At 71.2% G+C, this 20,447-nt stretch carries 19 protein-coding genes and 3 pseudogenes; 9 read left to right on the top strand and 13 right to left on the bottom strand.

Annotated elements, in window-relative coordinates:
- Positions 1 to 582: 582 nt before the first annotated feature.
- The 4 genes and pseudogenes from AC08OJ_RS09605 to AC08OJ_RS09590 form a co-directional block, all read right to left on the bottom strand.
- A complete protein-coding gene (locus AC08OJ_RS09605; RefSeq protein ID WP_476595541.1) occupies positions 583 to 1,113 on the bottom strand; it encodes an NAD-dependent epimerase/dehydratase family protein in 531 nt (176 codons plus the stop codon).
- A 196-nt stretch (positions 1,114 to 1,309) separates the two neighbouring features.
- Positions 1,310 to 1,627, bottom strand: a pseudogene (locus AC08OJ_RS09600) (NAD-dependent epimerase/dehydratase family protein); the annotation flags it as partial.
- A 108-nt stretch (positions 1,628 to 1,735) separates the two neighbouring features.
- Complete coding sequence (locus tag AC08OJ_RS09595; RefSeq protein ID WP_476595540.1) at positions 1,736 to 2,875, bottom strand: sensor histidine kinase; 1,140 nt, start codon at positions 2,873 to 2,875, stop codon at positions 1,736 to 1,738.
- Between the two features lie 70 nt (positions 2,876 to 2,945).
- The gene (locus AC08OJ_RS09590; protein WP_476595539.1) at positions 2,946 to 3,713 is read right to left on the bottom strand and encodes a response regulator; all 768 of its coding nucleotides are present in this window, start codon (positions 3,711 to 3,713) and stop codon (positions 2,946 to 2,948) included.
- Between the two features lie 191 nt (positions 3,714 to 3,904).
- Between AC08OJ_RS09590 and AC08OJ_RS09585 the strand changes: the two genes are divergently transcribed.
- Genes AC08OJ_RS09585 through AC08OJ_RS09575 form a run of 3 tightly spaced genes read left to right on the top strand, consistent with a single transcriptional unit; the run spans position 3,905 to position 5,984 of the window.
- Entirely contained in the window at positions 3,905 to 4,585 is a 681-nt protein-coding gene (locus tag AC08OJ_RS09585; RefSeq protein ID WP_476592469.1) for a glycosyltransferase family 2 protein, read from the top strand.
- A complete protein-coding gene (locus AC08OJ_RS09580; RefSeq protein ID WP_476592470.1) occupies positions 4,582 to 5,274 on the top strand; it encodes a TIGR04282 family arsenosugar biosynthesis glycosyltransferase in 693 nt (230 codons plus the stop codon). The genes AC08OJ_RS09585 and AC08OJ_RS09580 overlap by 4 nt, the downstream gene beginning before the upstream one ends.
- Complete coding sequence (locus AC08OJ_RS09575; RefSeq protein WP_476592471.1) at positions 5,268 to 5,984, top strand: methyltransferase domain-containing protein; 717 nt, start codon at positions 5,268 to 5,270, stop codon at positions 5,982 to 5,984. Before AC08OJ_RS09580 ends, AC08OJ_RS09575 begins: the two co-directional genes overlap by 7 nt.
- Here the strand turns inward: AC08OJ_RS09575 and AC08OJ_RS09570 are convergent.
- Complete coding sequence (locus AC08OJ_RS09570; protein WP_462187437.1) at positions 5,917 to 6,402, bottom strand: hypothetical protein; 486 nt, start codon at positions 6,400 to 6,402, stop codon at positions 5,917 to 5,919. The genes AC08OJ_RS09575 and AC08OJ_RS09570 overlap by 68 nt on opposite strands.
- On the bottom strand, positions 6,399 to 7,508 hold the full coding sequence (locus AC08OJ_RS09565) for a molybdopterin-dependent oxidoreductase (protein ID WP_476595538.1): 1,110 nt from the start codon (positions 7,506 to 7,508) through the stop codon (positions 6,399 to 6,401). The genes AC08OJ_RS09570 and AC08OJ_RS09565 overlap by 4 nt, the downstream gene beginning before the upstream one ends.
- 92 nt (positions 7,509 to 7,600) lie before the next feature.
- Between AC08OJ_RS09565 and AC08OJ_RS09560 the strand changes: the two genes are divergently transcribed.
- Together AC08OJ_RS09560 and AC08OJ_RS09555 are read left to right on the top strand one after the other, a co-directional pair.
- The gene (locus tag AC08OJ_RS09560; protein ID WP_476595537.1) at positions 7,601 to 8,578 is read left to right on the top strand and encodes an Hsp70 family protein; all 978 of its coding nucleotides are present in this window, start codon (positions 7,601 to 7,603) and stop codon (positions 8,576 to 8,578) included.
- A complete protein-coding gene (locus AC08OJ_RS09555; RefSeq protein WP_476595536.1) occupies positions 8,575 to 9,927 on the top strand; it encodes a substrate-binding domain-containing protein in 1,353 nt (450 codons plus the stop codon). The genes AC08OJ_RS09560 and AC08OJ_RS09555 overlap by 4 nt, the downstream gene beginning before the upstream one ends.
- Before the next feature lie 363 nt (positions 9,928 to 10,290).
- On the opposite strand, the gene AC08OJ_RS09550 is transcribed toward AC08OJ_RS09555, so the two are convergent.
- The gene (locus AC08OJ_RS09550; RefSeq protein WP_476592476.1) at positions 10,291 to 10,776 is read right to left on the bottom strand and encodes a WD40 repeat domain-containing protein; all 486 of its coding nucleotides are present in this window, start codon (positions 10,774 to 10,776) and stop codon (positions 10,291 to 10,293) included.
- Positions 10,777 to 10,858: 82 nt separating this feature from the next.
- Positions 10,859 to 11,011: pseudogene (locus tag AC08OJ_RS09545) on the bottom strand (hypothetical protein); the annotation flags it as partial.
- On the opposite strand from AC08OJ_RS09545, the gene AC08OJ_RS09540 reads away from it, so the two are divergent.
- Both AC08OJ_RS09540 and AC08OJ_RS09535 read left to right on the top strand, forming a co-directional pair.
- Positions 10,983 to 11,387, top strand: coding sequence for a hypothetical protein (locus AC08OJ_RS09540; protein ID WP_476595543.1), 405 nt, complete (start codon positions 10,983 to 10,985; stop codon positions 11,385 to 11,387). The pseudogene AC08OJ_RS09545 and the gene AC08OJ_RS09540 sit on opposite strands and share 29 nt — an antisense overlap.
- Positions 11,388 to 11,465: 78 nt before the next feature.
- A complete protein-coding gene (locus AC08OJ_RS09535) occupies positions 11,466 to 11,885 on the top strand; it encodes a hypothetical protein (RefSeq protein ID WP_476595542.1) in 420 nt (139 codons plus the stop codon).
- 174 nt (positions 11,886 to 12,059) lie between these two features.
- Here AC08OJ_RS09535 and AC08OJ_RS09530 read toward each other — a convergent pair.
- Positions 12,060 to 12,716: pseudogene (locus tag AC08OJ_RS09530) on the bottom strand (serine/threonine-protein kinase); the annotation flags it as partial.
- A gap of 312 nt (positions 12,717 to 13,028) precedes the next feature.
- On the opposite strand from AC08OJ_RS09530, the gene AC08OJ_RS09525 reads away from it, so the two are divergent.
- A complete protein-coding gene (locus AC08OJ_RS09525; RefSeq protein WP_476592477.1) occupies positions 13,029 to 13,847 on the top strand; it encodes a class I SAM-dependent methyltransferase in 819 nt (272 codons plus the stop codon).
- 86 nt (positions 13,848 to 13,933) lie between these two features.
- Here the strand turns inward: AC08OJ_RS09525 and AC08OJ_RS09520 are convergent, their stop codons facing one another.
- Both AC08OJ_RS09520 and AC08OJ_RS09515 read right to left on the bottom strand, forming a co-directional pair.
- The gene (locus tag AC08OJ_RS09520; RefSeq protein ID WP_462188263.1) at positions 13,934 to 15,001 is read right to left on the bottom strand and encodes a hemolysin family protein; all 1,068 of its coding nucleotides are present in this window, start codon (positions 14,999 to 15,001) and stop codon (positions 13,934 to 13,936) included.
- Positions 14,998 to 16,446 (bottom strand): hemolysin family protein, encoded by a 1,449-nt coding sequence (locus AC08OJ_RS09515; RefSeq protein WP_476595535.1) that lies wholly within the window; start codon positions 16,444 to 16,446, stop codon positions 14,998 to 15,000. Before AC08OJ_RS09515 ends, AC08OJ_RS09520 begins: the two co-directional genes overlap by 4 nt.
- Positions 16,447 to 16,944: 498 nt before the next feature.
- Here AC08OJ_RS09515 and AC08OJ_RS09510 point away from each other — a divergent pair, with 498 nt between their 5' ends.
- Positions 16,945 to 17,469 (top strand): DUF4232 domain-containing protein, encoded by a 525-nt coding sequence (locus tag AC08OJ_RS09510; RefSeq protein ID WP_462203248.1) that lies wholly within the window; start codon positions 16,945 to 16,947, stop codon positions 17,467 to 17,469.
- Between the two features lie 54 nt (positions 17,470 to 17,523).
- Here the strand turns inward: AC08OJ_RS09510 and AC08OJ_RS09505 are convergent, their stop codons facing one another.
- Both AC08OJ_RS09505 and AC08OJ_RS09500 read right to left on the bottom strand, forming a co-directional pair.
- Positions 17,524 to 18,717, bottom strand: coding sequence for a thiolase family protein (locus AC08OJ_RS09505; protein WP_476592479.1), 1,194 nt, complete (start codon positions 18,715 to 18,717; stop codon positions 17,524 to 17,526).
- Between the two features lie 154 nt (positions 18,718 to 18,871).
- Entirely contained in the window at positions 18,872 to 20,095 is a 1,224-nt protein-coding gene (locus AC08OJ_RS09500; protein WP_476595534.1) for a TAXI family TRAP transporter solute-binding subunit, read from the bottom strand.
- Between the last annotated feature and the right edge of the window lie 352 nt (positions 20,096 to 20,447).

Below are 20,447 nucleotides of genomic sequence, written 5' to 3'. Positions count from 1 at the left end.
ATCCGCCACCACGCCCCGCCCACGATCAGTCTCGCCAACCCCATGAAACCCCAGACCGCAGCTTGATCAACTTAGCGGAAATGGCATTGAGGCATGTGGCATGCAACACAATTCGTGGGCGATTGATACCTCGTCGAGTGGTGCGCCCAGTTCGGGGGCAACCGTGAGGTGGGCACTGAAGATCGTGTCTGGCCGGAAGGCTGCGGCGCCTGGCCGAACGGAAATACGGCGAACCGGCCCCGCGGACGCGGGCGACCACCCGGTCCCTGGGCCCCGACGGCGGGGATCTGTCTGGCCAGAGCTATGATCATGTTTTCTTCGTGTGGTGGATTTGACTGAGCGCACCTTCTGGAGGTCCGGTTTAGCACATCAGTCTATTCGGATACTGCTTTCACCACCTGCACCTTCATTCGGTGCTCGTTCTTTGACATGACGTTCGAGTCCTGCACGTTCACGGGCAGTTTTCACGGGCAGCATGTTCGGCGGATGCATCTTCGATCTCATGAAGGTGGCCGACGGGGATTAGTCCTTCGTGGGTCTGCCCCGAGCGGGCCAGGGAGGATCGCGGATCCGGGGAGAACCTTAGTCTCGCAGCAGATCATGGGCGAAGGCCCGCATCCCCCCGGCGAAGTCGACCCGCGGCCGGTAGCCGAGAAGATCGCCTGCTCGAGCCGAGGACGCGGCGATGTGGCGGACGTCGCCGACCCGGGAGGTACCGGTCACGACGGGCTTCGGACCGCCGAAGGCACGAGCCAGCGCGTCCGCCATGTCCCCGACGGTGTGGGGATCACCGGAGCCGATGTTGAGGGGAACCAGCCGGCCGGGTGCCTGCGGCTGCTGGGATGCCAGCAGGTTGGCCTGCGCAACGTCGTGGACGTGCACGAAATCCCTCAGCTGCCGGCCGTCCTCGAAGACCCGCGGGGCCCGCCCGTGTTCCAGCGCACTGCGGAAGATCGACGCGACGCCGGCGTAAGGGGTGTCCCGGGGCATCCGCGGACCGTAGACGTTGTGGTAACGCAGTGCCACGACGGTCCCGCCGGTTTCCGCCGCCCATGCCGCCGCGAGATGCTCCTGGGCGACCTTGGTCGCCGCATACGCGTTGCGGGGGTCCAAGGGGGCGTCCTCGTGGACCACGATGGGCGAGAGCGGCCGGTGGCACCGTGGGCACGGCGGCTCGAAACGGCCCGCGTCCAGGTCGGCGGCCTGCCGTGGTCCGGGGCCGCACCGGTCCGTCCGTCGGGCAGCGGTAACCACCCTCGCCGTAGACCACCATGGAGCTCGCCAGGACCAGTCGCCCCACTCCGGCGCGGGCCATCGCCGCGAGCAGGACCGCGGTGCCGAGATCGTTGTTCGTGGCATACGCCGGAAGGTCGTCCAGATCGGCACCCAGACCCACCATGGCGGCCTGGTGGCATACGACGTCGATCCCGCTCAGTGCTTCGGCGACCTGGCCCCGATCGGTCACGTCCCCAACGATCATCTCGGCGGCGTTGTTGACCCGGGGCTTCGTCCGGTGCACCGCCGGAAGCAGGGCGTCGAGGATCCTGGCCTCGCCGCCCGCCGCGACCAGCGCGTCGACAACGTGAGAACCGATGAAACCGGCGCCACCGGTGACGAGAACCCGCATGACGCCGACGCTAGCGGTGCCGGGACGCGCCGGATCTTACGAACCGCGGAACGTCTCCGGCCCGGCCCCTGTGTCGGCGCCGTCGTAACCCCGGGCGGCGTCCGGACGTCAGGACGTGGGGAGCGCGACGACGAAGCGGCAGCCCTCCCGATGGTTGTGCACGGTGACGTCGCCCCCGTGCGCCTCGACGATGCCGCAGACGATCGCGAGGCCGATCCCCGACCGCATCCGTGGCTGGTGCGGGTGGTCGTCACCGCCGGGGGTCCGGGCCGACTCGCCCCGGAATCCGAGGTCGAACACGCGGGGCAGCTCCTCCTGCGGGATGCCGCCGCACCGGTCCGCCACGGCGAAGACCGCCCGGTCGGCGTCCGCGGTAGCGGTGATCTCCACCGTTCCGCCGTCGGGGGTGTGCCTGATGGCGTTGACGAGGAGATTGGTCAGCACGCACCCCACCTCGGCCGCGTCGGCGTCGACGTACCCGGCGTGATCGGCCCGCCCGCTGACGACGACTCCCTTGGCCCGCGCGATCGGGTCCACCGCGGCGATCGCGTCCGAGACGACATCGGCGACGCGCACCTTCTCCAGGCTCAGCCGCAGCGCACCGGCCTGCAGCCGGGCCAGTTCGAACAGGTAGTCGACCATGCCGGTCAGCCGCTCGGCGTCGGCGAGCATCAGCCGGTGGTAGCGGGCCGTCGTCTCGGCGTCCGTGACCAGGCCGTCCTGCAGGGCCTCGGCCGTCGCCCGGATTCCCGCGAGCGGGGTTCTCAGGTCATGACTGATCCAGGCCACCAGCTCGCGGCGGCTCGCCTCCAGGGCCCGTTCCCGTTCCCGCGCCTCGACCAGGCGGACATGGGTCGCGTCCAGTGCCGTCGCCAGCGCGCTGAGCTCGGCGGTCGGAACATGGCCGGCGCCGCGATAGCCCGGCTCGCCCAGGGCCGCCGTCGCTCGGGTCAGCGTCCCGATCGCCGCCACGACCGGGCCACCCAGGCGCACCGCGGATGCCGACGCCACCACCGCCGACACGGCGACCACGATGAGCACGACCCGCAGGTCGTGATCGGAGAGGAACATTGCCTGCGCCGTGCCGGCGACCCCCGCCGTCACCGCGACGACCGGTATTACGCTCAGTGACGCGACTGTCGCCCACAACGGCCGCTTCCGGAGCGCCCGCAGCAACGGCAGGCCGGTGAGCGCGGCCGCTGTCGAACAGCCGAGCGCGATCCCCATGACCTCCAGGTCGGCGTTCATTGGGGCCTCGCTCTCGCTCTCGCTCGCCGCCCGCCCGTGAGGTCGTCGTCCCGCCGCACCGCCTCGGGTCTCATCCTCGGTGTCGTCCCTCGTCCGGTGCCGCCACCTGTCCGGTGGGGGTGCTGTCGGGGCGCGGGGTGCTGTCGGGGCGCGGGCTGCCGGGATCGTAGCGGTACCCGACTCCCCACACTGTGACAAGCATCCGGGGAGCGGTCGGATCATCCTCGATCTTCTCCCGCAGTCGGCGGATGTGCACGGTGACCGTCGAGGGGTCGCCATAGCTCCATCCCCACACCTGTTCGAGCAGCTCGCCCCGGGTGAAGGCGCGGCCGGGCCGGCGCAGCAGGAAGGCCAGCAGATCGAACTCGCGCACCGTCAGCCCGAGCGGCACCCCGTGCCGGGTGGCGGTCCGCGCGGCTGCGTCGACGACGAGGGGGCCGGCCCGCAGGACGCCGGCCTCCGCGCCCGGCGCCGCTTCGTTCGCCCGCCGCAGCACCGACTGCACGCGCAGGGTCAGCTCCCGCGGCGAGAACGGCTTGGTCACGTAGTCGTCGGCGCCGATCTCCAGACCGGTGATGCGATCCGACTCGTCGGCACGTGCGGTCAGCATGATCACTGGTACCGGTCGGTGCGCCCGGAGCCGGCGGAACACCTCGATGCCATCGAGACCGGGCAGCATCAGGTCGAGGACGACGAGGTCCGGTGGGGTCGTCTCGGCCACCCGCAGGGCCGTGGGCCCGTCCGCGGTGCGGTCGACGTCGAAGCCGGCGTTGCGCAGGTAGCGGTCGACGACCTCGGAGACGAGGGCGTCGTCGTCGACGATGAGCACACGGGCCACCCGGCCACGATAGGTAAGGCGACGGCCGTCTTGACCATGATCGGCTCGGATGTCTCCGCTTCGTCATGCTCGTCATGCTCGTCATGCTCGTCATGCTTGTCGTCGTGTCCGTGCCGAGCCGCCGGACGGGACCCGGGCATTCCTTGTTCCGTAAGGGTTGATCACGCGCGGGCGGCACTACAGTCCCGATCATGTTCACGCAACGTAGTGGGATCGGGGCCTCCGTCGACGTCGTCCTGCCCTGCCTGGACGAGGCCGGGGCGCTACCCTGGGTGTTGAATCGGATGCCCGTCGGCTACCGGCCGATCGTCGCGGACAACGGATCGCGCGACGGTTCCCGCCAGGTGACGCTGGAACGCGGGGCGGTTGTCGTCGACGTGCCTGAGCGCGGCTACGGCGCCGCCGTGCACGCCGGGCTGCTCGCCGCGGACGCCGACATGGTCGGCGTGTGCGACGCGGACGCCTCCCTCGATCCCGCCGAGCTTCCCGGTCTCGTCGCGCAGTTGCTGGCCGGCCGGGCCGATCTGGTTCTTGGCCGCCGTCGCCCGACCTCGATGCGGGCCTGGCCGCCGCACGCCCGATTCGGGAACGCGGTGGTCGCCGGGCGGCTGCGCCGGCGCGGCGTTCCCGTCCATGATCTGGGCCCGATGCGGGTGGCCCGCCGGGAGGACCTGCTCCGACTGCCCGTGGCCGACCGCCGGTTCGGCTATCCGCTGGAACTGCTGCTGCGGGCAGCCCAGGCCGGTTGGCGGATCATCGAGACCGACGTGGCCTACACCCCTCGGGTCGGGCGCTCCAAGGTGACCGGGACACCGCTCGGCGCCGCCCGGACGGCCCGGGACATGTCCGCCCTGTTGGCGAGCCTCCGGTGAGGCTGCTCGTGATGGCGAAGGAGCCGGTACCCGGTCGGGTCAAGACCCGCCTCACGCCGCCCCTGCGCCCGGACCAGGCGGCGGCCGTCGCGGCGGCCGCGCTCGCGGACACGCTGGCCGCGGTTGAGGAGCTGACCCGCCTGCCCGGGTTCGACGCACTGTGCCCGGTCCTCGTCCTCGACGGCGCGGTCGGCCCGTGGCTGGAGACCTCGTTCGGACGAATCCCGGCCGGACGAATCGCGATCGAAGTGATGCCGCAGGTGTCGGGGCCGTTCGACGTCAGGCTCGCCGCAGCCTTCGACGCCGGCAGCGAGCCGACCTTGCTCATCGGGATGGACACCCCCCAGGTGACCGCCGCCCTGCTCGCCTCCGCCTGCCACGCGCTGCATGCGACCGACGCGGTGTTCGGTCCCGCCGCGGACGGGGGATGGTGGGCACGCGGCCTGACCACCCCCGACGGCGATCTTTTCCGTGGCGTGCCGACCTCGCGCCCGGACACCGGCGCACGGCAACGGGCCCGCCTGTCCGAAGCCGGCCTGACGGTCACAACCCTGCCGACGGTGCGTGACGTCGACACCATGGCCGACGCCGACGCGGTCGCCCGGCTCGTGCCCGGTGGGCGCTTCGCCGCGGCGCTGCGCGCCACGCAAGGGGATCGCATCGCCGCCGGCCGGGCCACCGCGTGTTGACCGGCGTCCCCGACGGCCGGTGGGGACCGACGACCGTCTACGAGGCGGGACTGCGTTCCGCCGGTGGACAGCTGTGGATGCGCCGTCCCGACGGGCGACGCGACCCACTGCCGGTGAACCGCTGGCGTGGCACTCTGCCCCCGGCGGCGTCGACCCCGCGCACCTGCTCCACCGGGGCGCTGTCCCCGGGGGATCTGTCGTTGTTGCGTCACTGCGGCGGCCCGACCCTCGACGTCGGCTGCGGGCCCGGCCGGCTCGCGGCTGCGCTCGCGGCCCGCGGGGTGCCGGCCCTCGGCATCGACGTCGCGCCGTTCGCGGTGCACCTGACCCGGCGGGCCGGTGCGCCAGCGCTACGGCGGGACGTGTTCGGCCGGGTACCTGCCGAGGGACGATGGGCCGCGCTGCTGCTCGCCGACGGGAACATCGGCATCGGCGGCGACCCGATCCGGTTGTTGCGCCGGGCCGGGGAACTCCTCGCCCCCTCCGGCCGGGTGCTCATCGAACTCGAACCGCCGGGCACCCAGACCGGCCCGATGCGGGTCCGGCTGGAGGCCGCGACCGGCCGGGTGTCGCGGCCCTTCTCCTGGTGCCTGGTGGACGGGGACGACCTGACCGGCCTCGCGCCGGACGCCGGACTGCTAATCACCCGGACCTGGTGCAGCGCCGGCCGGCACTTCGCCGCGCTGCGCCGGCGTCTCCCGACCGGATGATTCCCCGCCGGGCGCGGACCGCCCGACTCACCATAAGGGCCGCCGCGCCGGCCCAGACCACTCCGAGAACGAGCGCGAGGTTGCGTCCGTACGGCAGCGGGTTCACCGTCGGGTTCCCAGGGTCCCCACCGTAGCCACGCCACAGCGGGAGCGACGACAGGGCGACCGCCGCACTCACCAGCAGTGCGCCCTGTGCGACGGACCGGTAGGGCGGTGGGACCAACCGGGTGAGCAGGAAGCCGACGAGCATCGTCGCGGGCACGAGCAACGCGTCATGGACCAGGACCCCGCCGATCAGCCAGACCACGGTGTTCGGCGGCCGGGTGGCCTGCTGGTGGGTGAGCACGCCGTCGACTCCGTAACCGATTGCGGCCAGCCCGGCCGCCACCGCGACACCGCGCAGTACGACGGCGTTCATACCATCACCACCCGATGTACCCATTTCGTCTGGAGGACCCCGGGCCGGTTCGGCGCGATGAGCCGGGCCGGATAACCGTGGTCGAGGTCGAGGCCGGCGCCGTTCACCCCGGTCGCGAGCAGGGTCAACGAGTCCCGGGCGTGCGAGGGGCTGACGTCGCTTGCCCGGTAGCCCCCGCGGGCCTCGAGGGACTCGACCCGGACCGTCGCGTCGGCGGGGATCATGGCGGCGTCCAGCAGATCCCGCAGCCGCGGCCCGTGCCAGGTGGCGTCCGCGGCCCATCCCTCGACGCAGGTGATCGGCAGCTTCGAGCTGTACCGACGCAGCGCGTACAGCTCCTCGATGGTGTACACCATCCGGCGCGGACCGACCACCTCCAGCCGGTACCCGGGGTCACGGGCGAGGGAGGTGACCCGCGCGGCTCGCGCCGTGCGGTTCACCGGGAGCCCCTGCGGGCCGATGTCGGGCCGCCGCGGCGCGAGCAGGTCCAGCCGGGCCAGGCCCGGGACCGACTGGCCAGCGGTCGTCGCCACGATTACCCCGGCGGCGGTCCCCGTCGCGAGGCCGAGGCCGCGCCGCGTCAGACTGCCCGTCCCCGGGGCGGCGCCGGTCATGGTGGTGGCGGCGCCGTTCAGGGGCGCGCGCTCATGGCGGCGACGGCCCACGTTCGCCTGGACGACGGTGAGCTTCGCGACGATGTGGAGGACCAGCGCGCCGATTGTGATCCAGGCGACCCAGTAATGGGTCACGGTGAAGAAGAAGTGGAACCGGTACCACTGCGCGATGTTCGCGATGCCCGTGCTGAGCTGGAAGATCGCCCCTGCGATCAACGGCACGATCGTTATCCGCTCCACCGCATGGGCGACGGAACAGATCGGGGGCCATTCCCACAACAGCGGATACACCGTCCACAGCTTCGCCAGCAGCAGTGGGACGCTCGCGAGTCCGGTGGTCACGTGCAGGCCCTGGGTCACCCGGTACAGCCAGACGGGTCGGGAAGGCCATTCCAGCCAGGACGGCGGATGCTGCATGAAATGCGACACCAGCCCGGTCAGAAAGCATGTTCCGAAGGCGATCCCGAGCCAGAGGCCGAGGAGAGCCGCCATCCGTGGATCGTGCAGCCGACTGGGGAATACGTTTTCGCGCAGGGGCCGCGCCGCAGGAGCGGGGGTGGTTCCGGCAGCTTTTCGGTCAGCAGATGAGGCAACTGGCGAGGCAATTGTCGCACGAATGCACGGTAGGCCGCCGGGACCACTCGCGACCGAGTACCGGCATTACGGAACTCGGATGGTACGACTTCGGCGCCGGCTTCCTCGACACGGGGATCCTGTCCTTCTCGCCGTTCGGGTTCCAGCTGCTCGGCTTAGCCGCGGGTCTGCGCCACGGCGCCGGCCTCGAGCTCGACGAGCTCCTGGTCGACCGGGTGCTGACCGGCGCGAGTGTCGAGCGTGCGGCGCTTGACCGTTCCGACCCGATGATCCGGACCGCGCTCGGCAGGCTGCGGCGGGAGTGCGCGCAGGCGAAGGAGATCCTTTCCGGTGAGGACGAGGTCGACGTTCCGGTCTCCCTTCCCGGAGTCGATACCTTCGTCACGCTGAGCCGGGCGGAGCTGGAGACCCTCATCGGCCCGATCGTCGATGACACGATCATGACCTTCCGCCGGGCGCTCCGCTCGGTGCCGGTGACCTCCGCCGAGCTGTCCCGGATCCTGTTGTCCGGCGGGATCTCCCACCTTCCGTTGGTGGCCCGCCGGCTGCGGGAGACCTTCAGCGGGATCGGCCGGATCGACCACGGTTCGGACGCGGATGTGGCGATGGGCGCGGCGCTGCTCGCCGCCGACCTCGCTGACCGGTTCGGCGCCGTCGGTGCCGGGAGTGCACCCGGTGTTCCGGGTGTTCTCGGCGCGGTCGGTGTTCCGGGTGTGCCCGGAGCCTTCGGAGCCGTCGGGGCGGTGGCCGCCGGCGGTTCCGGCGCGTCGGGCGATGCCGGTGACGCCGAGGAACCTTCCGCCCAGGAGCCCTCCGACGTCACCGCGGTGATCCGGCCGCCGGACGCCGCGGACCTGGTCTCGCGGCCGCCCTTCCTGTCCGGGCCGGGGGGCTGTCCGGGCCGAGGGGGTTCGCGGGCACAGTGGGTCCGGCCGGGGTCCGAGGCGTGCCGGAGGCGGACGGCGTGACGGTCGCGGCGACGGTGCTCAGCGGCCCGGACGGCTCCGCGCTGCACGGCTCGGGCGCCGGGGACGACACGGTGATCTCCTCGGGTGGCGCGGCGGATCCCCCACCGCCGGGGATCGCCGCCGACGGCCCGGGCCCGTCCGACACGCCCGGTCACCGGATCCCGCCCGGCCTCATGCCGGTGGGCGCCGATCGGGACCACGTTCTGCTCGGGCCGCCGGGGAAGCTCGACCTGCCCTCGGACCTCTCGACGGGCGGTGCGGGCGGCCCGCACGGTGCCTCCGCCGGGGACAGCCGGGGAATCTTCGGGTCCCGGCGGGCCACGGTCGTCGCCGCCATTGTCGTGGTCCTCTTCTTGGCCCTCGGGGCGACCTTCGCCGTGGTGCTGACCGGCCGTGACTCCGGGGCGGACTCCGGGGCGGACGCGGTGGCCGCCCCGGTGGTCACCGCGTCGCCGGCCCCATCCGCCACCGGCCCGACCGGGCCACCCGCCTCCGCCGTGAACCTCGTCCGGGTGGCGGGATCCTCGGAGGTCGCCCCGATTACCGAGACCGCCTACAACGAGTTCCGTCAGGTGCAACGCAACGTCACCGTCAGCATCAAGCCCACGACGACCGAGGACGGTTTCGCCGCGCTGTGCAGCGGCAAGGCCGACATCGCCGGCGCCTCGTTCGAACTCAATCCCGGATTCGTCAAGAACCCCGACTGCGAGAAGAAGGTCGTCGGGTTCGAGGTGGCGCACCACACCCTGCCGATCGTGGTCAACCCGCAGAACACCTGGCTGCACTGTCTGACCCTGCGGCAAGTCAAGCAGGTGTGGGGGGCCGGTTCCGCCGTCATCCGGTGGAGTCAGATCGACCCGTCCTTCCCGGACGAGCCGATCACGTTTGTCGGGCCGCCGCGCGGCTCCGTGCAGGCGCAGGTGTTCAACGCCACGATCAGTAACGCCAGCGACCGGTCCCGCGACTACCGGCAGGCCGATCTCAGCGGGGTCGCCAACGACGTGGCCGCCGACCGCTCGGCCATCGGCTACCTCGACTTCCCCACCTACGAGACCTTCGGCACCAAGCTGCGCGGCGTCGAAATCAACAATGGTGACGGGTGCGTGGCGCCGAACGCCGTGCCGGTCGGCACCGGCGTCTACCTGCCGCTGTGCAAGCCGCTGTTCGTCTACGCCCGCACGGACGCCCTGCGCCGGCCGGCGACCGCCGCCTTCCTGCGCTACTACCTGGAAAACGGCCGGAAGATCGCCTTCGACGCGCACTACATCCCCCGCAACGACGACACGGTCGGGGAGAACGTCGCCAAGCTCGAGAGCCTGACGACCGGCGTGGGACCCATGCCGGCCTAGCCAGCCGGTCTCGTGGGGCTCGGCGGACAGGTTGGGCAGACGCGGATGGCGCTAGACCTGTCGCGTTGTCGCGCGGTCGTCGACTGTCTGATGACGGTGCCGATCGTGCCGATCGGGCGACGGGGGTCGACACACCGATCCGCGATCCTCCCCAAGGGGGTGATACGGGGCCGCTGTTATGCGGGAGTCAACGCCGACGGCGGTGAGGGACTTGGCTAGCTCGGGGAGCAGCTCGGCCCTGTCACGTGCCGTACGCTGCCATCGACAGACGTTCGACTCGCCCGAACATTAGTTCGGGCGAGCGCCCTGCTGGGAGTGCGTTTCTCTGGTAGGGGTGCGTTCGGCGGAGCCGGGGAGCGGGCCTTAACCGGAGCAGGAGTCGGTGTAGGGGAGGCGAGGAATGAGCCGGCTCCATTCGGCCGGGCTCAGGGCCGCGCCCGGCTTGGCGCAGGCCAGCCGGCGCAGCCTGGCCGGGTCGAGCGTCCTGAGGAGGACCGACCCCTTGTCGGTGGTCAGCGCGACGGTCTTGGTGCCGGTCTCGGTGCCGGTCCCGGCCACCGCCCGGGCGGGTGCGTCCAGGATGCCCAGGGGGGTCATCGCGGGTGTGGGGGCGGAGAGGTCCCAGTAGGCGACCGCGCCACCGCCGTCCGCACTCACCAGATGATCGTCGGTAGTGAAGGCGACGGCGGCGACGGGGGCGGTGTGGCCGGACAGCCGGCGCAGGACCCGCGGATGGTCGGGATCGCCGACGTTGGAGACCTGCAGGATCCGGTCGTCGCCGCCGGTGGCCAGCCGCCGTCCGTCCGGGCTGAACGCGACGGTGTTCACCGCGCCGGTGTGGCCGGGCACCAGAGACCATCTGGACGGGTCTGCGGGGGCCGCGGACGTTCCACAGCTGCACGGTGCCGCTGGCGCCGGCGATGGCGAGGACGGCGCCGTCCGGCCGCAGCGCCACGTCCGTCACCGGCCCCGCGCGGCCGATCAGCAGCTGTATCGAGACGGGCCGCCCCGGATCGGCGACGTCCCACAGCCCCACCGACCAGTCCTCGCCGGCGGTGACGAGCAGATGCGCGCTGCTCGACAACGCGAGCCGATGGACCGGCGTGGCCTGGGGGTCGAGCGTGCTGAGCGGCCGGGGGCGCGCCGGATCGGCGATGTCCCAGAGCCGGCCGGCGTCGGTCTCCCCACCCGTCGCGAGTCGGGTGCCCGAGCGGTCGAACACGACGCCGTGCGCATGGTCGTTCGCGGAACCCCCGGCGGTGGCGGTGGGTCGGCCGGCAGCGTCGACCTTCCAGCGGTGGAGGCGGCCGGTGTCGTCGGTGCCGGCGAGGGTCGTGCTGTCCGGGCTGAGCACGATGTCGGAGAAGGCCGCGGGACCGGCGGGGATCCGCGCGGCGGTGGACTGGGCGAAGGACGCGAGGACGGCCGCGCACGCGGCCTCCGTCGGGGCGATCCGGTAGGCCGCGAGGCTCAGCCGGGAGGCCAGGCCCGGTTGCCGGGCCCGCTGGGCCGCCGTGTCCGCGGCCAGGCGTGACGAGATGGACGCGCGGTCGGCCGCCGAAACCGGCGACGGGCCACCGCCGCGCGGCACAATGATCATCACTGCCGCGGCGGCGATCGCGATGGCGAGTCCGGTGACGAGTCCGGTGACGAGCAGTGCCGTCCGCGACCGCCGCCGCCTGGACGGGGCCGGTGGCGACGGGGCCGGTGATGGACTGAGTGCCGGCGGGTGCGGGGTTCCTGCTGGACGCGGGGGTACCGACCCGGGCTGTCCACGCGGCGGCGGGGTCCGGGCCGGTATCGGCGGCGGGGTCCGGGCTGGAATCGGCGGCGGCGAGGCGACAGGCGGCGGGGACAGCTGGGTGACGGGCATGTCCGCCACGTTCGCGGCGGTGCTGCCCGTGCCGCCCGTGCTGCCGGGCGGCTCCGGGCCTGGGCGCCGGCCCCTTGGCGCCTGATGGCCGGCGCCGGGCCCAGCGGCGGGCACGTCCGATGGGCTGCGCGGTGCCGGGCGGTCCGGGCGGTCTGGTGCCGGGCTCCGGGCGCGCGGGGAGGCTACCCCCGCCGATCAGCGCTGTCCGCAGCTCCTCCGCGCTCGGCCGGGCCGCCGGGTCCTTCGCCATCGCGATCTCGACGAGGTTGCGCAGCTCGCCGCCAACTCCGTCGAGCCGCGGTGGCTCGTTGACGATGCGGTAAAGAATGGCGTCGATGCGACCGGTGCCGAACGGCGCGTGCCCGGTGGCGGCGAAGATCATGACGGCGCCCCAGGCGAAGACGTCGACCGCCGAGGTGATCGGTGCGTCGAGGATCTGCTCCTGGGACATGTAACCGGGCGTACCGATGGCATGCCGGACGTTGTGGCTTAGGTCGGTGTCCGCGTTGAGCTCGCGGGCCAGACCGAAGTCGATCACCTTGGGGCCGACCGGGGACAGCAGGACGTTGCCGGGGGTGAGGTCGCGGTGCACGATCCCGGCCGCGTGGATGGCGCTCAGGGCGGTCGTCACGCTGACTGCGAGCTGTTCGAGATCGGCGGGCCGCAGCGGCCCCCGCACGGAGACGCGCCTCGACAGCGTCGGACCCTCGACGAACTCGGTCACGAGATAGGGCTGGGGCCCGTATGGATCTGCGTCCAGCACGGCGGCCGTGGTGGACCGCCGAACCCGGCGGGCACTCTCGGCCTCGCGGGCGAACCGGGCGCGGAATTCGGGCCGTTGCGCGAGCTCCGGCCTGATCATCTTGATCGCGACGGCGCTTCCGTCGGGTGTCCGGCCGAGGAAGACGGTGCCCATGCCGCCCTGCCCGAGCCGGCCGATCACCTGGTAGACCCCGAGCCGCCGCGGATCGGTCAGCTGGAGCGGGCGCACGGCGTCGCCCCCGTCACCGTGTCCCACTCCCGTAGTGGGACAACGGCCACGCACGCCCTGCCCCGCTCCCAAGGTACGCCGAGACCGGCGACCTTCTCAGATACGGCGGATGCCTGGACCGGCGCGGGCGCACAGGCAAAGTATCGCAGTAAAGGATAGAAGATCGCAGTATGGACAGAACCAGTATGGACGGAATATAGCGCAATACCGGCAAAGATGCATGATCTGGGAGGCCCTGTGCTCCGCCGCGCGGCAAAGTTCGACGTGACACTGACCCCGACCTCGCGGTCCCTGCTCGCCCCGGTCTCCGAGGAGCCACGGCGGTTGCTGCTCGACCGGGCCCTCGACGAGTTCGTCGCCGATCTCAGCGCGCTGGACGAGACGGCCGGCACGATGGTGGCCGGGGCGCCTCGTCCGACGATCGACACAGCCATCGACGCGGCGGTCCCCGCGGTGGTCGAGGGCACGCTGCTCGTCTCCGGCCAGGAGGTGATGCAGACCTGGGAGGCGCCGTTGATGCGGGCGCTGGCCGCCGAGGTGACCCAGCCGGGCGGTACCGTCCTCGAGGTCGGGTTCGGCCTGGGCCTGTCCGCCGGGTTCGTCCAGGAGATCGGCCCGGCCCGGCACACGATCATCGAGGCGAACCCGGCCACGGTGCGCGTCGCCGAGCAGTGGGCCCGCCCCGCGGGGCGCCGCGGAGTGGAGATCATCACCGAGCGTTGGCAGGAGGCCATACCCGGCCTCGGCCGGTTTGACGGCATTCTCTTTGACACCTATCCCCTCGACGAGACCGAGGTCGACGAGTATTTCGTGCGCAGCCCCACCTTCGCCGAGCACTTCTTCGCGCACGCCGCCGACCACCTGGCCGACGGCGGTTCGTTCACCTACTACTCGAACGAGATCGACTCGGTGTCCCGGCGGCATCAGCGGGCCCTGCTCCGCCACTTCCGCACCTTCAGCGTGCGTGTCGTCGACGGCCTGCAGCCGCCGGCGGACTGCAGCTACTGGTGGGCGCGGTCGATGGCGGTCATCGTCGCCCGGGAACCCCGCCGCTGATCCCCACCTTGCCTATCCAGAGGGATAAATCGGACACCGAAGCCTCTGGATAGGCAAGGTAACCGGGAGATACGGGACCGGACGGTTCAGGCGGGCTGGTGGGTGGGGATCACGACCGTGCGAACGGCGTCGTCGCGGATCTCCCCGACCAGCTCCTCCAGGATGTCCTCCAGCGCGACGAGCCCGAGGACCGTACCGTCGGCGTCGGTGACCCTGGCCAGATGCGCGCCGGAGTGCTGCATCGTCGCCAGCGCCGTCCGCAGGTTGTCGTCGGCGCCGACTCGGGCTAGCGGCCGGGTCCACTTGGCCGCGACCGGGCTGGACCGCCGCTCCGGCCGGGTCTCCAGCACGTCCTTGAGGTGCAGGTAGCCGATCAGTCCGCCCTCGGGGTCCCGCACCGGGAAGCGGGTGAATCCGGTGCGCGCGGCGAGCTGTTCGACCTGCCGGGGAGTGACCGCCGGGGACACGGTGACCAGCCCGTCCGGCGGGAGCAGGACGGCACGCGCGGTGCGTTCCTCGAACGACAGCGCCCCGGTCAGCAGGTCGTGTTCATCCTCGGCGAGCAGACCCTCCCGATGCGACTCCTCGATGAGTCCGGCGACCTCGTCGCGGGTGAAGACGCTCGCGATCTCGTCCTTCGGTTCGACGCCGACGAGCCGCAACGACACGGCCGCGATCGTGTTGAGCAGCGCGATGACCGGTTTGCCGCAGCGGACGACTCCGACCAGGAGTGGGGCGAGCAGCAGGACCGCACGCTCCGGCATCGCCAGCGCGATGTTCTTCGGGACCATCTCGCCGACGACCACGTGCAGGAAGGTCACCAGGCCCAGCGCGATGGCGAAGGCCACCGGGTGCAGCAGGGCGGAGGGCATCCCGGCCGCCTCGAACGGTCCGCGGAGCAGATGCGCGACCGCCGGTTCCCCGAGAGCGCCGAGGCCCAGGGTGCAGACGGTGATGCCGAGCTGCGCCCCGGCGAGCATCAGCGAGACGTTCTCCATCGCCCCAAGGGTGATCTTCGCCAGCCGCGAGCCCGCCTCGGCCATCGGCTCCAAGCTCGACCGCCGGGCCGAGATCAGCGCGAACTCGGCTCCGACGAACAGCGCGTTCAGCGCCAGCAGGACGACGGTGGCGACGATCGCCAGCAGGTCGGTCATCCCCACCCCGCCCTTCCGACCGAGGCGGTCTCGGCATCCTCAGCCTCCTCGGCCTCCTCAGCGGCCGGGCCTGCCGGGCCTGTGCCGGGTCGGCGATCCGCGGGGTCCGCGACCGGCGGGTCCGTAGCCCTCTCCGGCGTGGCGCCCGTCGGCGCGATCGGATCCAGGCGGATCCGATCGACCCGCCGGCCGTCCATCCGCTCGACGGTGTACCGCACGCCCTCCACGGCCGCCGTGTCGCCCGCCCCGGGGATGCGTCCCAGTGCCCGGGCCATCAGACCGCCCAGGGTCTGGTAGGTGTCGTCCGCGGGGATGTCGATCCCCGTGACGTTGCGGGCCTCCTCCGGGCGCAGCAGGCCGGAGAGCAGCCAGCTGCCGTCCCGTCGGCGCAGGGCGCGCGGGCTGACCCGATCGTGTTCGTCGACAACGTCGCCGACGATCTCCTCGATGAGGTCCTCGGCGGTGACCAGTCCGTCGGTGCCGCCGAACTCGTCGACCACGATCGCCATCTGCATGCCGCCGGCACGCAGTGTCTCCAGCAAGGGGTCGAGCAGGATCGTCGAGGGCACGGTCACCGGCGGGACCATCACGTCGCGTACCGGGGTATCGTCCCGGGCGTCCTCGGGGACGGCGACCGCGTTCTTCACATGGATGAGGCCCACGACGTCGTCGCTGTCCGTGCCGAGTACCGGGAAGCGGGAGTGCCCGGTGCGCCGGGTGAGGGTGATAACCTCACTGACCGGTTCGTCGGCATGGACGGTGCGCATGCGCATCCGGGGTGTCATGACGTCCTCGGCGGTCCGGTCACCGAACAGCAGGGAGCGCTGCACCAGCGTCGCCGTCTCGTGGGAGAGGGTGCCGTGCTCGGCAGACCGCCCGACGAGGGAGAACAGCTCCTGAGCCGAACGGGCCGAGGCCAGCTCCTCGCGTGGCGAGATGCCGAGGCGGTGCAGCAGCGCGTTCGCCGTGGTGTTCAGCGAGCGGATCAGCGGGCCGGTGGCCTTCGTGAAGGCACGCTGGGGAGCCTGCACCGCCAACGCGGTGCCGAGGGGATGGGCGATCGCCAGGTTCTTCGGGATCAGCTCGCCGTACACCATCGTCAGGCCCGTCGCGAGGACCAGGGCGATCGCCACCGACGCCGCCCGGGCGAGCCCGTCCGGGGCGCCGAGCGAGGTGATCGGCCCCTCGAGCAGCCCTGCGATGGCGGGCTCCGCCAGAAAACCGATCGCCAGGTTGGTGATGGTGATCCCGAGCTGGGCGCCGGACAGCTGGGTGGACAGACCGCGCAGTGCGGTGAGTACCCCGCGGGCGCCCCGATCATCGCGCTCGGCGGCCCGCTCCACCGAGGGCCGGTCCACCGTGACGAAAGCGAACTCGGCCGCGACGAAAACGCCGCAGGCGGCCACGAGCACCAGGCTGAGTACCAACAGAAGCGCCTCGATCATCGGTCGACCCCCGCGGGCGCTTCCTCGCGCGTGGGTCGGCCGGAACTACACCCGGCATCTTCGGAGACTTTCATGATCCCTTCCGGTCGGTGCGGGGCGACCCGGCCCGCGGGCCTACCCCGTCACGCGGCAACAACGCGCTTCATAGCCCGTTCGTTTCACGATGACCTCTGGTCGGCGCACGGTCCAGACCCTGAGTGGGCCTCAGTAGAAGATCACTGTGTGGGCCGGCCGGCCAGCCGGTCCGGTGTCGTGGCCCGGCCGGCCCGGTACTGGAGAACGGTCGATCGGCGGGCGTGGGCCGGACGCGATGGTGAGGAACCGGACGCGCCGATGAGAACAAGAGCCCTGGAGCCCGATATGACGGATCCCCGACGGTGTCACGGAAGGTAGCAGCGGGAAGGGATTGGGTGACATTACCGGGTGGCTTGCCGGCTCGCCGGCTCGCCGCGCGACGAGGAGGTCGTCATGCACAGGTCTCATGGGAGGGTTTTTCCGGTGGTACTCGCCCTGGCCGCGACGGCGATCCTCGTCGCCGGATGCGGCCCGGGCCCGGGCGGCGGCGGGGGCACCGCGGTGGCGGCTCCGGCGACGCCGGTGGCGGCCCGGTGCCGGACCGCTCAACTCGCTCTGAGCAGCATCGACCGCCAGGGAACCGCGGGCAGCGACTACGAACGGCTGGTCCTGACCAACATCGGTCACAGCCCCTGCGTGGTACGCGGATTCCCTGGCGTGTCGTTCGTGGACGCGGCCGGCCGGCAGGTGGGCGCGGCGGCGGAGCACACGGGGCCGGTGGGCGCGCCGGTGCGGCTCGTGCCCGGGGGCGCCGCGACGGCGGTCCTGCGCATCCTGCATCTCGGCGTGGCGGAAGGCTGCACACCTCCCTCGGGGACCGCGCCGGTCGCCGTGCTGCGCGTGTACCCGCCGGGGAACACCGAGGCGCTGCGGCTGACCGGCCCGGACACGCGGGCATGCCGGGATCCCGCCGTGCGGCAGCTCACCGTGGCCGCGTTCACGGCGTGACCGGGCCGGCTCCCACGGTGCCCAGGGCGATGCCGGTGGATCGGCCGGTGGAGGTCAGAGCCGTTCGATGATGGTGGCGTTGGCCAGGCCGCCGCCCTCGCACATCGTCTGCAGGCCGTAACGGCCGCCGGTGGCCTCCAGGTAGTTGAGCATCGTGGTGAGCAGGCGGGTGCCCGATCCACCCAGTGGGTGGCCCAGCGCGATGGCGCCCCCGCGCGGGTTGAGCTTCGCCGGGTCGGCACCGGTGTCCCGGGCCCACATGAGCGGCACGGGCGCGAACGCCTCGTTGACCTCGAAGGTGTCGATGTCGTCGATGCTCAGACCGGCGCGCTTGAGCGCCTTGCGGGTCGCCGGGATCGGCGCGGTCAGCATGAGCAACGGGTCATCCCCGGCGAGCGCGAACGTGTGGAACCGGGCCCGTGGCCGCAGGCCGAGCTCGTTCGCCCTGGTCTCGCTCATGATCAGGACGGCCGAGGCGCCGTCGGTCAGCGGGGAGGAGTTACCCGGGGTGATGTTCCAGGTGATTTCCGGGAAGCGGGCAGCGTACGCCTCGGTGTAGAAGGACGGCTTGAGCTTCGCCAGCGTCTCAACGGTCGTGGTCGCTCGGACCGTCTCGTCCACGGTGTGCTGGGCTGTCGTGCCGTCCGGAAGGGTGATCTCGACCGGGACGATCTCCCCGGTGAAGTCCCCCGCCGCGGCGGAGGCCGCCGCGAGCTGGTGCGACCGCGCGGAGAAGATGTCCAGGTCCTCCCGGTTGATCTTCCATCGAGCGCTGACGAGCTCCGCGCCGATGCCCTGGTGGGCCAGGCCCTCCGGGTAGCGGGCGTGCAGGCTCGGGCCGTTGGGGTCCTTGCCGAGGGTGGTGGAGCCCATCGGCACCCGGCTCATCGACTCCACCCCGGCGGCGATGACGATGTCGTAGGCGCCGGCGAGCACCCCCTGCGCGACGAAATGGGCGGCCTGCTGGCTCGACCCGCACTGGCGGTCGATCGTGGTGGCCGGCACCGACTCGGGGAACCCGGCCGCCAGCACCGCGGTGCGCCCGATGTTGACGGCCTGCTCGCCGGCCTGGTCGACACACCCGGCGATGACGTCGTCAACCAGCGCCGGATCAAGGTCGTTGCGGGCGATCAGTGCCTTCAGCACGGTGGCCAGCAGCTCCACCGGATGGGTTTCGGACAGCGCCCCACCCGGCTTGCCCCGTCCCGACGCCGTGCGTACCCCATCGACGATGACTGCGTTCTCCATGGGCTCTCCCTCGTCACAACCATCACACGTCACAATCATCACAATGACGGCGGATCGACCGTTGCCCTGCCCGTGTCGCCTACCCGTTGCCTGGCGCTTGCCTGGATCGACGCTACGGGCCACCCTCTTGATGGGTCAACAAGTGAACCGGAGGTCAGGGGGTCGGGGCCGGGCATCCCGTCGGATAACCGAGCACATGTGTATAGTATCTCTCCGCTACCGGATGTAGCGGGACGTACCGGCAGATGTTGGTCGCGATGAAGGAGCCGGGAGTCGCGAAATCGAGGCGGCGCGCCTGCGCCTGATGGGTGGTCCACAGGGTGGCCTTGAACTCGGCGGAGTGTTCACCCATCATCCGGGCGGCGAACTCGACGAGCGCGGCGTCGGCGTACTTGCTGGCGACGATGCCGTTCGGCACTGCGAGGGTCTGTGTCGGCTGGGACGGGATGATGTTGTAGTCACCCGGCTCGATAGCGGCCCTTGTGAAGACGTTGGCTCCGACATCGAGGTACTGGGAGTACCAGTCCCGCTGGATCGCCGATTGCCAGTCGTCGAGTGGCACGAATCTGATCTTCTGGTAGCTGTCGTTGTATTCCTGGACCGCCATCGTGGGAGCGCCCGCCGCCCACAGGACCGCGTCGGCGTGATCCGCACCGGTGGGATGAAGTTTCTGGAGAGCCTCGGCTATCCGGTTCCCGGTCACCGGACGGATGACGCAGCCCGCTCCTTTTACCCGGGTGATCTGACGGAACAGCACGGAGGCGATCTGGTGGGTGCCCGAGTCGAGCACTCCGCTTTCGACCGTCTTGCCGCACAGATCGTCCGCGCTATGAATGCTGGAGTTGGTCGGGACGATGAGCTGGAGAACGTCGTAGTAGATCTGGCCGACGAGGCGTAGGCCCTCGACGGCCTCGTCGGTGAAGTCGCCTCGGCCGTTTTGAGCGTCCACCACCACATTGAGCTGGGCCAGCGCGAGAGTGCAGTGCTGGTTCTCCGGAACTCCGAGATTCTTGAGGTTCTGGGACGTCCCGTTCGTGTCCGAATCGGGAGAGGAGCGCCACCCGTTGCCGCCGTTCAGCGCCGGATCATTGATGAGCTTCGCGAGTGTGCTCGCGTACTGCGAGTAGGAGGTGCGGGGCTGGCCGGCGATGATCCGCACGGTCGTGCACGTGGTCGAACGCAGCCTCTTCTTCATCGGGGGATCGAGCGGCATCTGTGTCGGTGCCGCCGACCGCGTTGAGGGCGTGTTCACGAGAGTCTGGCCACGGCCGCCTTTGCCGAGGACCTGGCCGATGAAGGCGAGGACGATGGTGGTCAGGATCACTAGGACGGCGATGGCGGTGGGATGCCATCCCAGCCGCGACCGGGTATCGGACATTCGCGGCGACTCCTCGATCCGTGGGACGCTGATATCGGGCCTTGCGTGGGGCAAGCTCCAGGGCACCTGTCCGCCACCGGATCGTCGCATGCCGACCATGCCGCGCAGAGCGCCTTGGGCCGAGAATGGCCGATTCTTGCTCTTGTACCTGATCCCCGAGGGCTGCGGAGTAATGGCAGATTTACTTTAAGTATCAGACTCTATGATCGCAGCCGGGGCCGGGTGCGCCGGATCGGTCGGTGGTGCTGGGCGGGATAGGCGCATGCCGATGGTGAAGATGGCCGAGAGCGTCACCGCGCCCAGTACCTCGGCCACGACCGCCCACGTGCGGCCGTAGGGATTTGCATTGAAA

Source organism: Frankia sp. CgKIO3 (assembly GCF_977946435.1).
The sequence above is the reverse complement of the archived record's forward strand: the minus strand, read 5'-3'. Positions and strand labels throughout refer to the sequence as shown.

Bases quoted from the DNA above. Each gene is read 5' to 3' on its own strand.
- AC08OJ_RS09520 (WP_462188263.1), bottom strand. From the start codon at position 15,001: ATGACCGACCTGCTGGCGATCGTCGCCACCGTCGTCCTGCTGGCGCTG.
- AC08OJ_RS09535 (WP_476595542.1), top strand. From the start codon at position 11,466: ATGGACGCGCGGTCGGCCGCCGAAACCGGCGACGGGCCACCGCCGCGC.
- AC08OJ_RS09505 (WP_476592479.1), bottom strand. From the start codon at position 18,717: ATGGAGAACGCAGTCATCGTCGATGGGGTACGCACGGCGTCGGGACGG.
- AC08OJ_RS09565 (WP_476595538.1), bottom strand. From the start codon at position 7,508: ATGGCGGCTCTCCTCGGCCTCTGGCTCGGGATCGCCTTCGGAACATGC.
- AC08OJ_RS09500 (WP_476595534.1), bottom strand. From the start codon at position 20,095: ATGTCCGATACCCGGTCGCGGCTGGGATGGCATCCCACCGCCATCGCC.
- AC08OJ_RS09585 (WP_476592469.1), top strand. From the start codon at position 3,905: ATGTTCACGCAACGTAGTGGGATCGGGGCCTCCGTCGACGTCGTCCTG.
- AC08OJ_RS09515 (WP_476595535.1), bottom strand. From the start codon at position 16,446: ATGATCGAGGCGCTTCTGTTGGTACTCAGCCTGGTGCTCGTGGCCGCC.
- AC08OJ_RS09595 (WP_476595540.1), bottom strand. From the start codon at position 2,875: ATGAACGCCGACCTGGAGGTCATGGGGATCGCGCTCGGCTGTTCGACA.
- AC08OJ_RS09570 (WP_462187437.1), bottom strand. From the start codon at position 6,402: ATGAACGCCGTCGTACTGCGCGGTGTCGCGGTGGCGGCCGGGCTGGCC.
- AC08OJ_RS09560 (WP_476595537.1), top strand. From the start codon at position 7,601: ATGAGGCAACTGGCGAGGCAATTGTCGCACGAATGCACGGTAGGCCGC.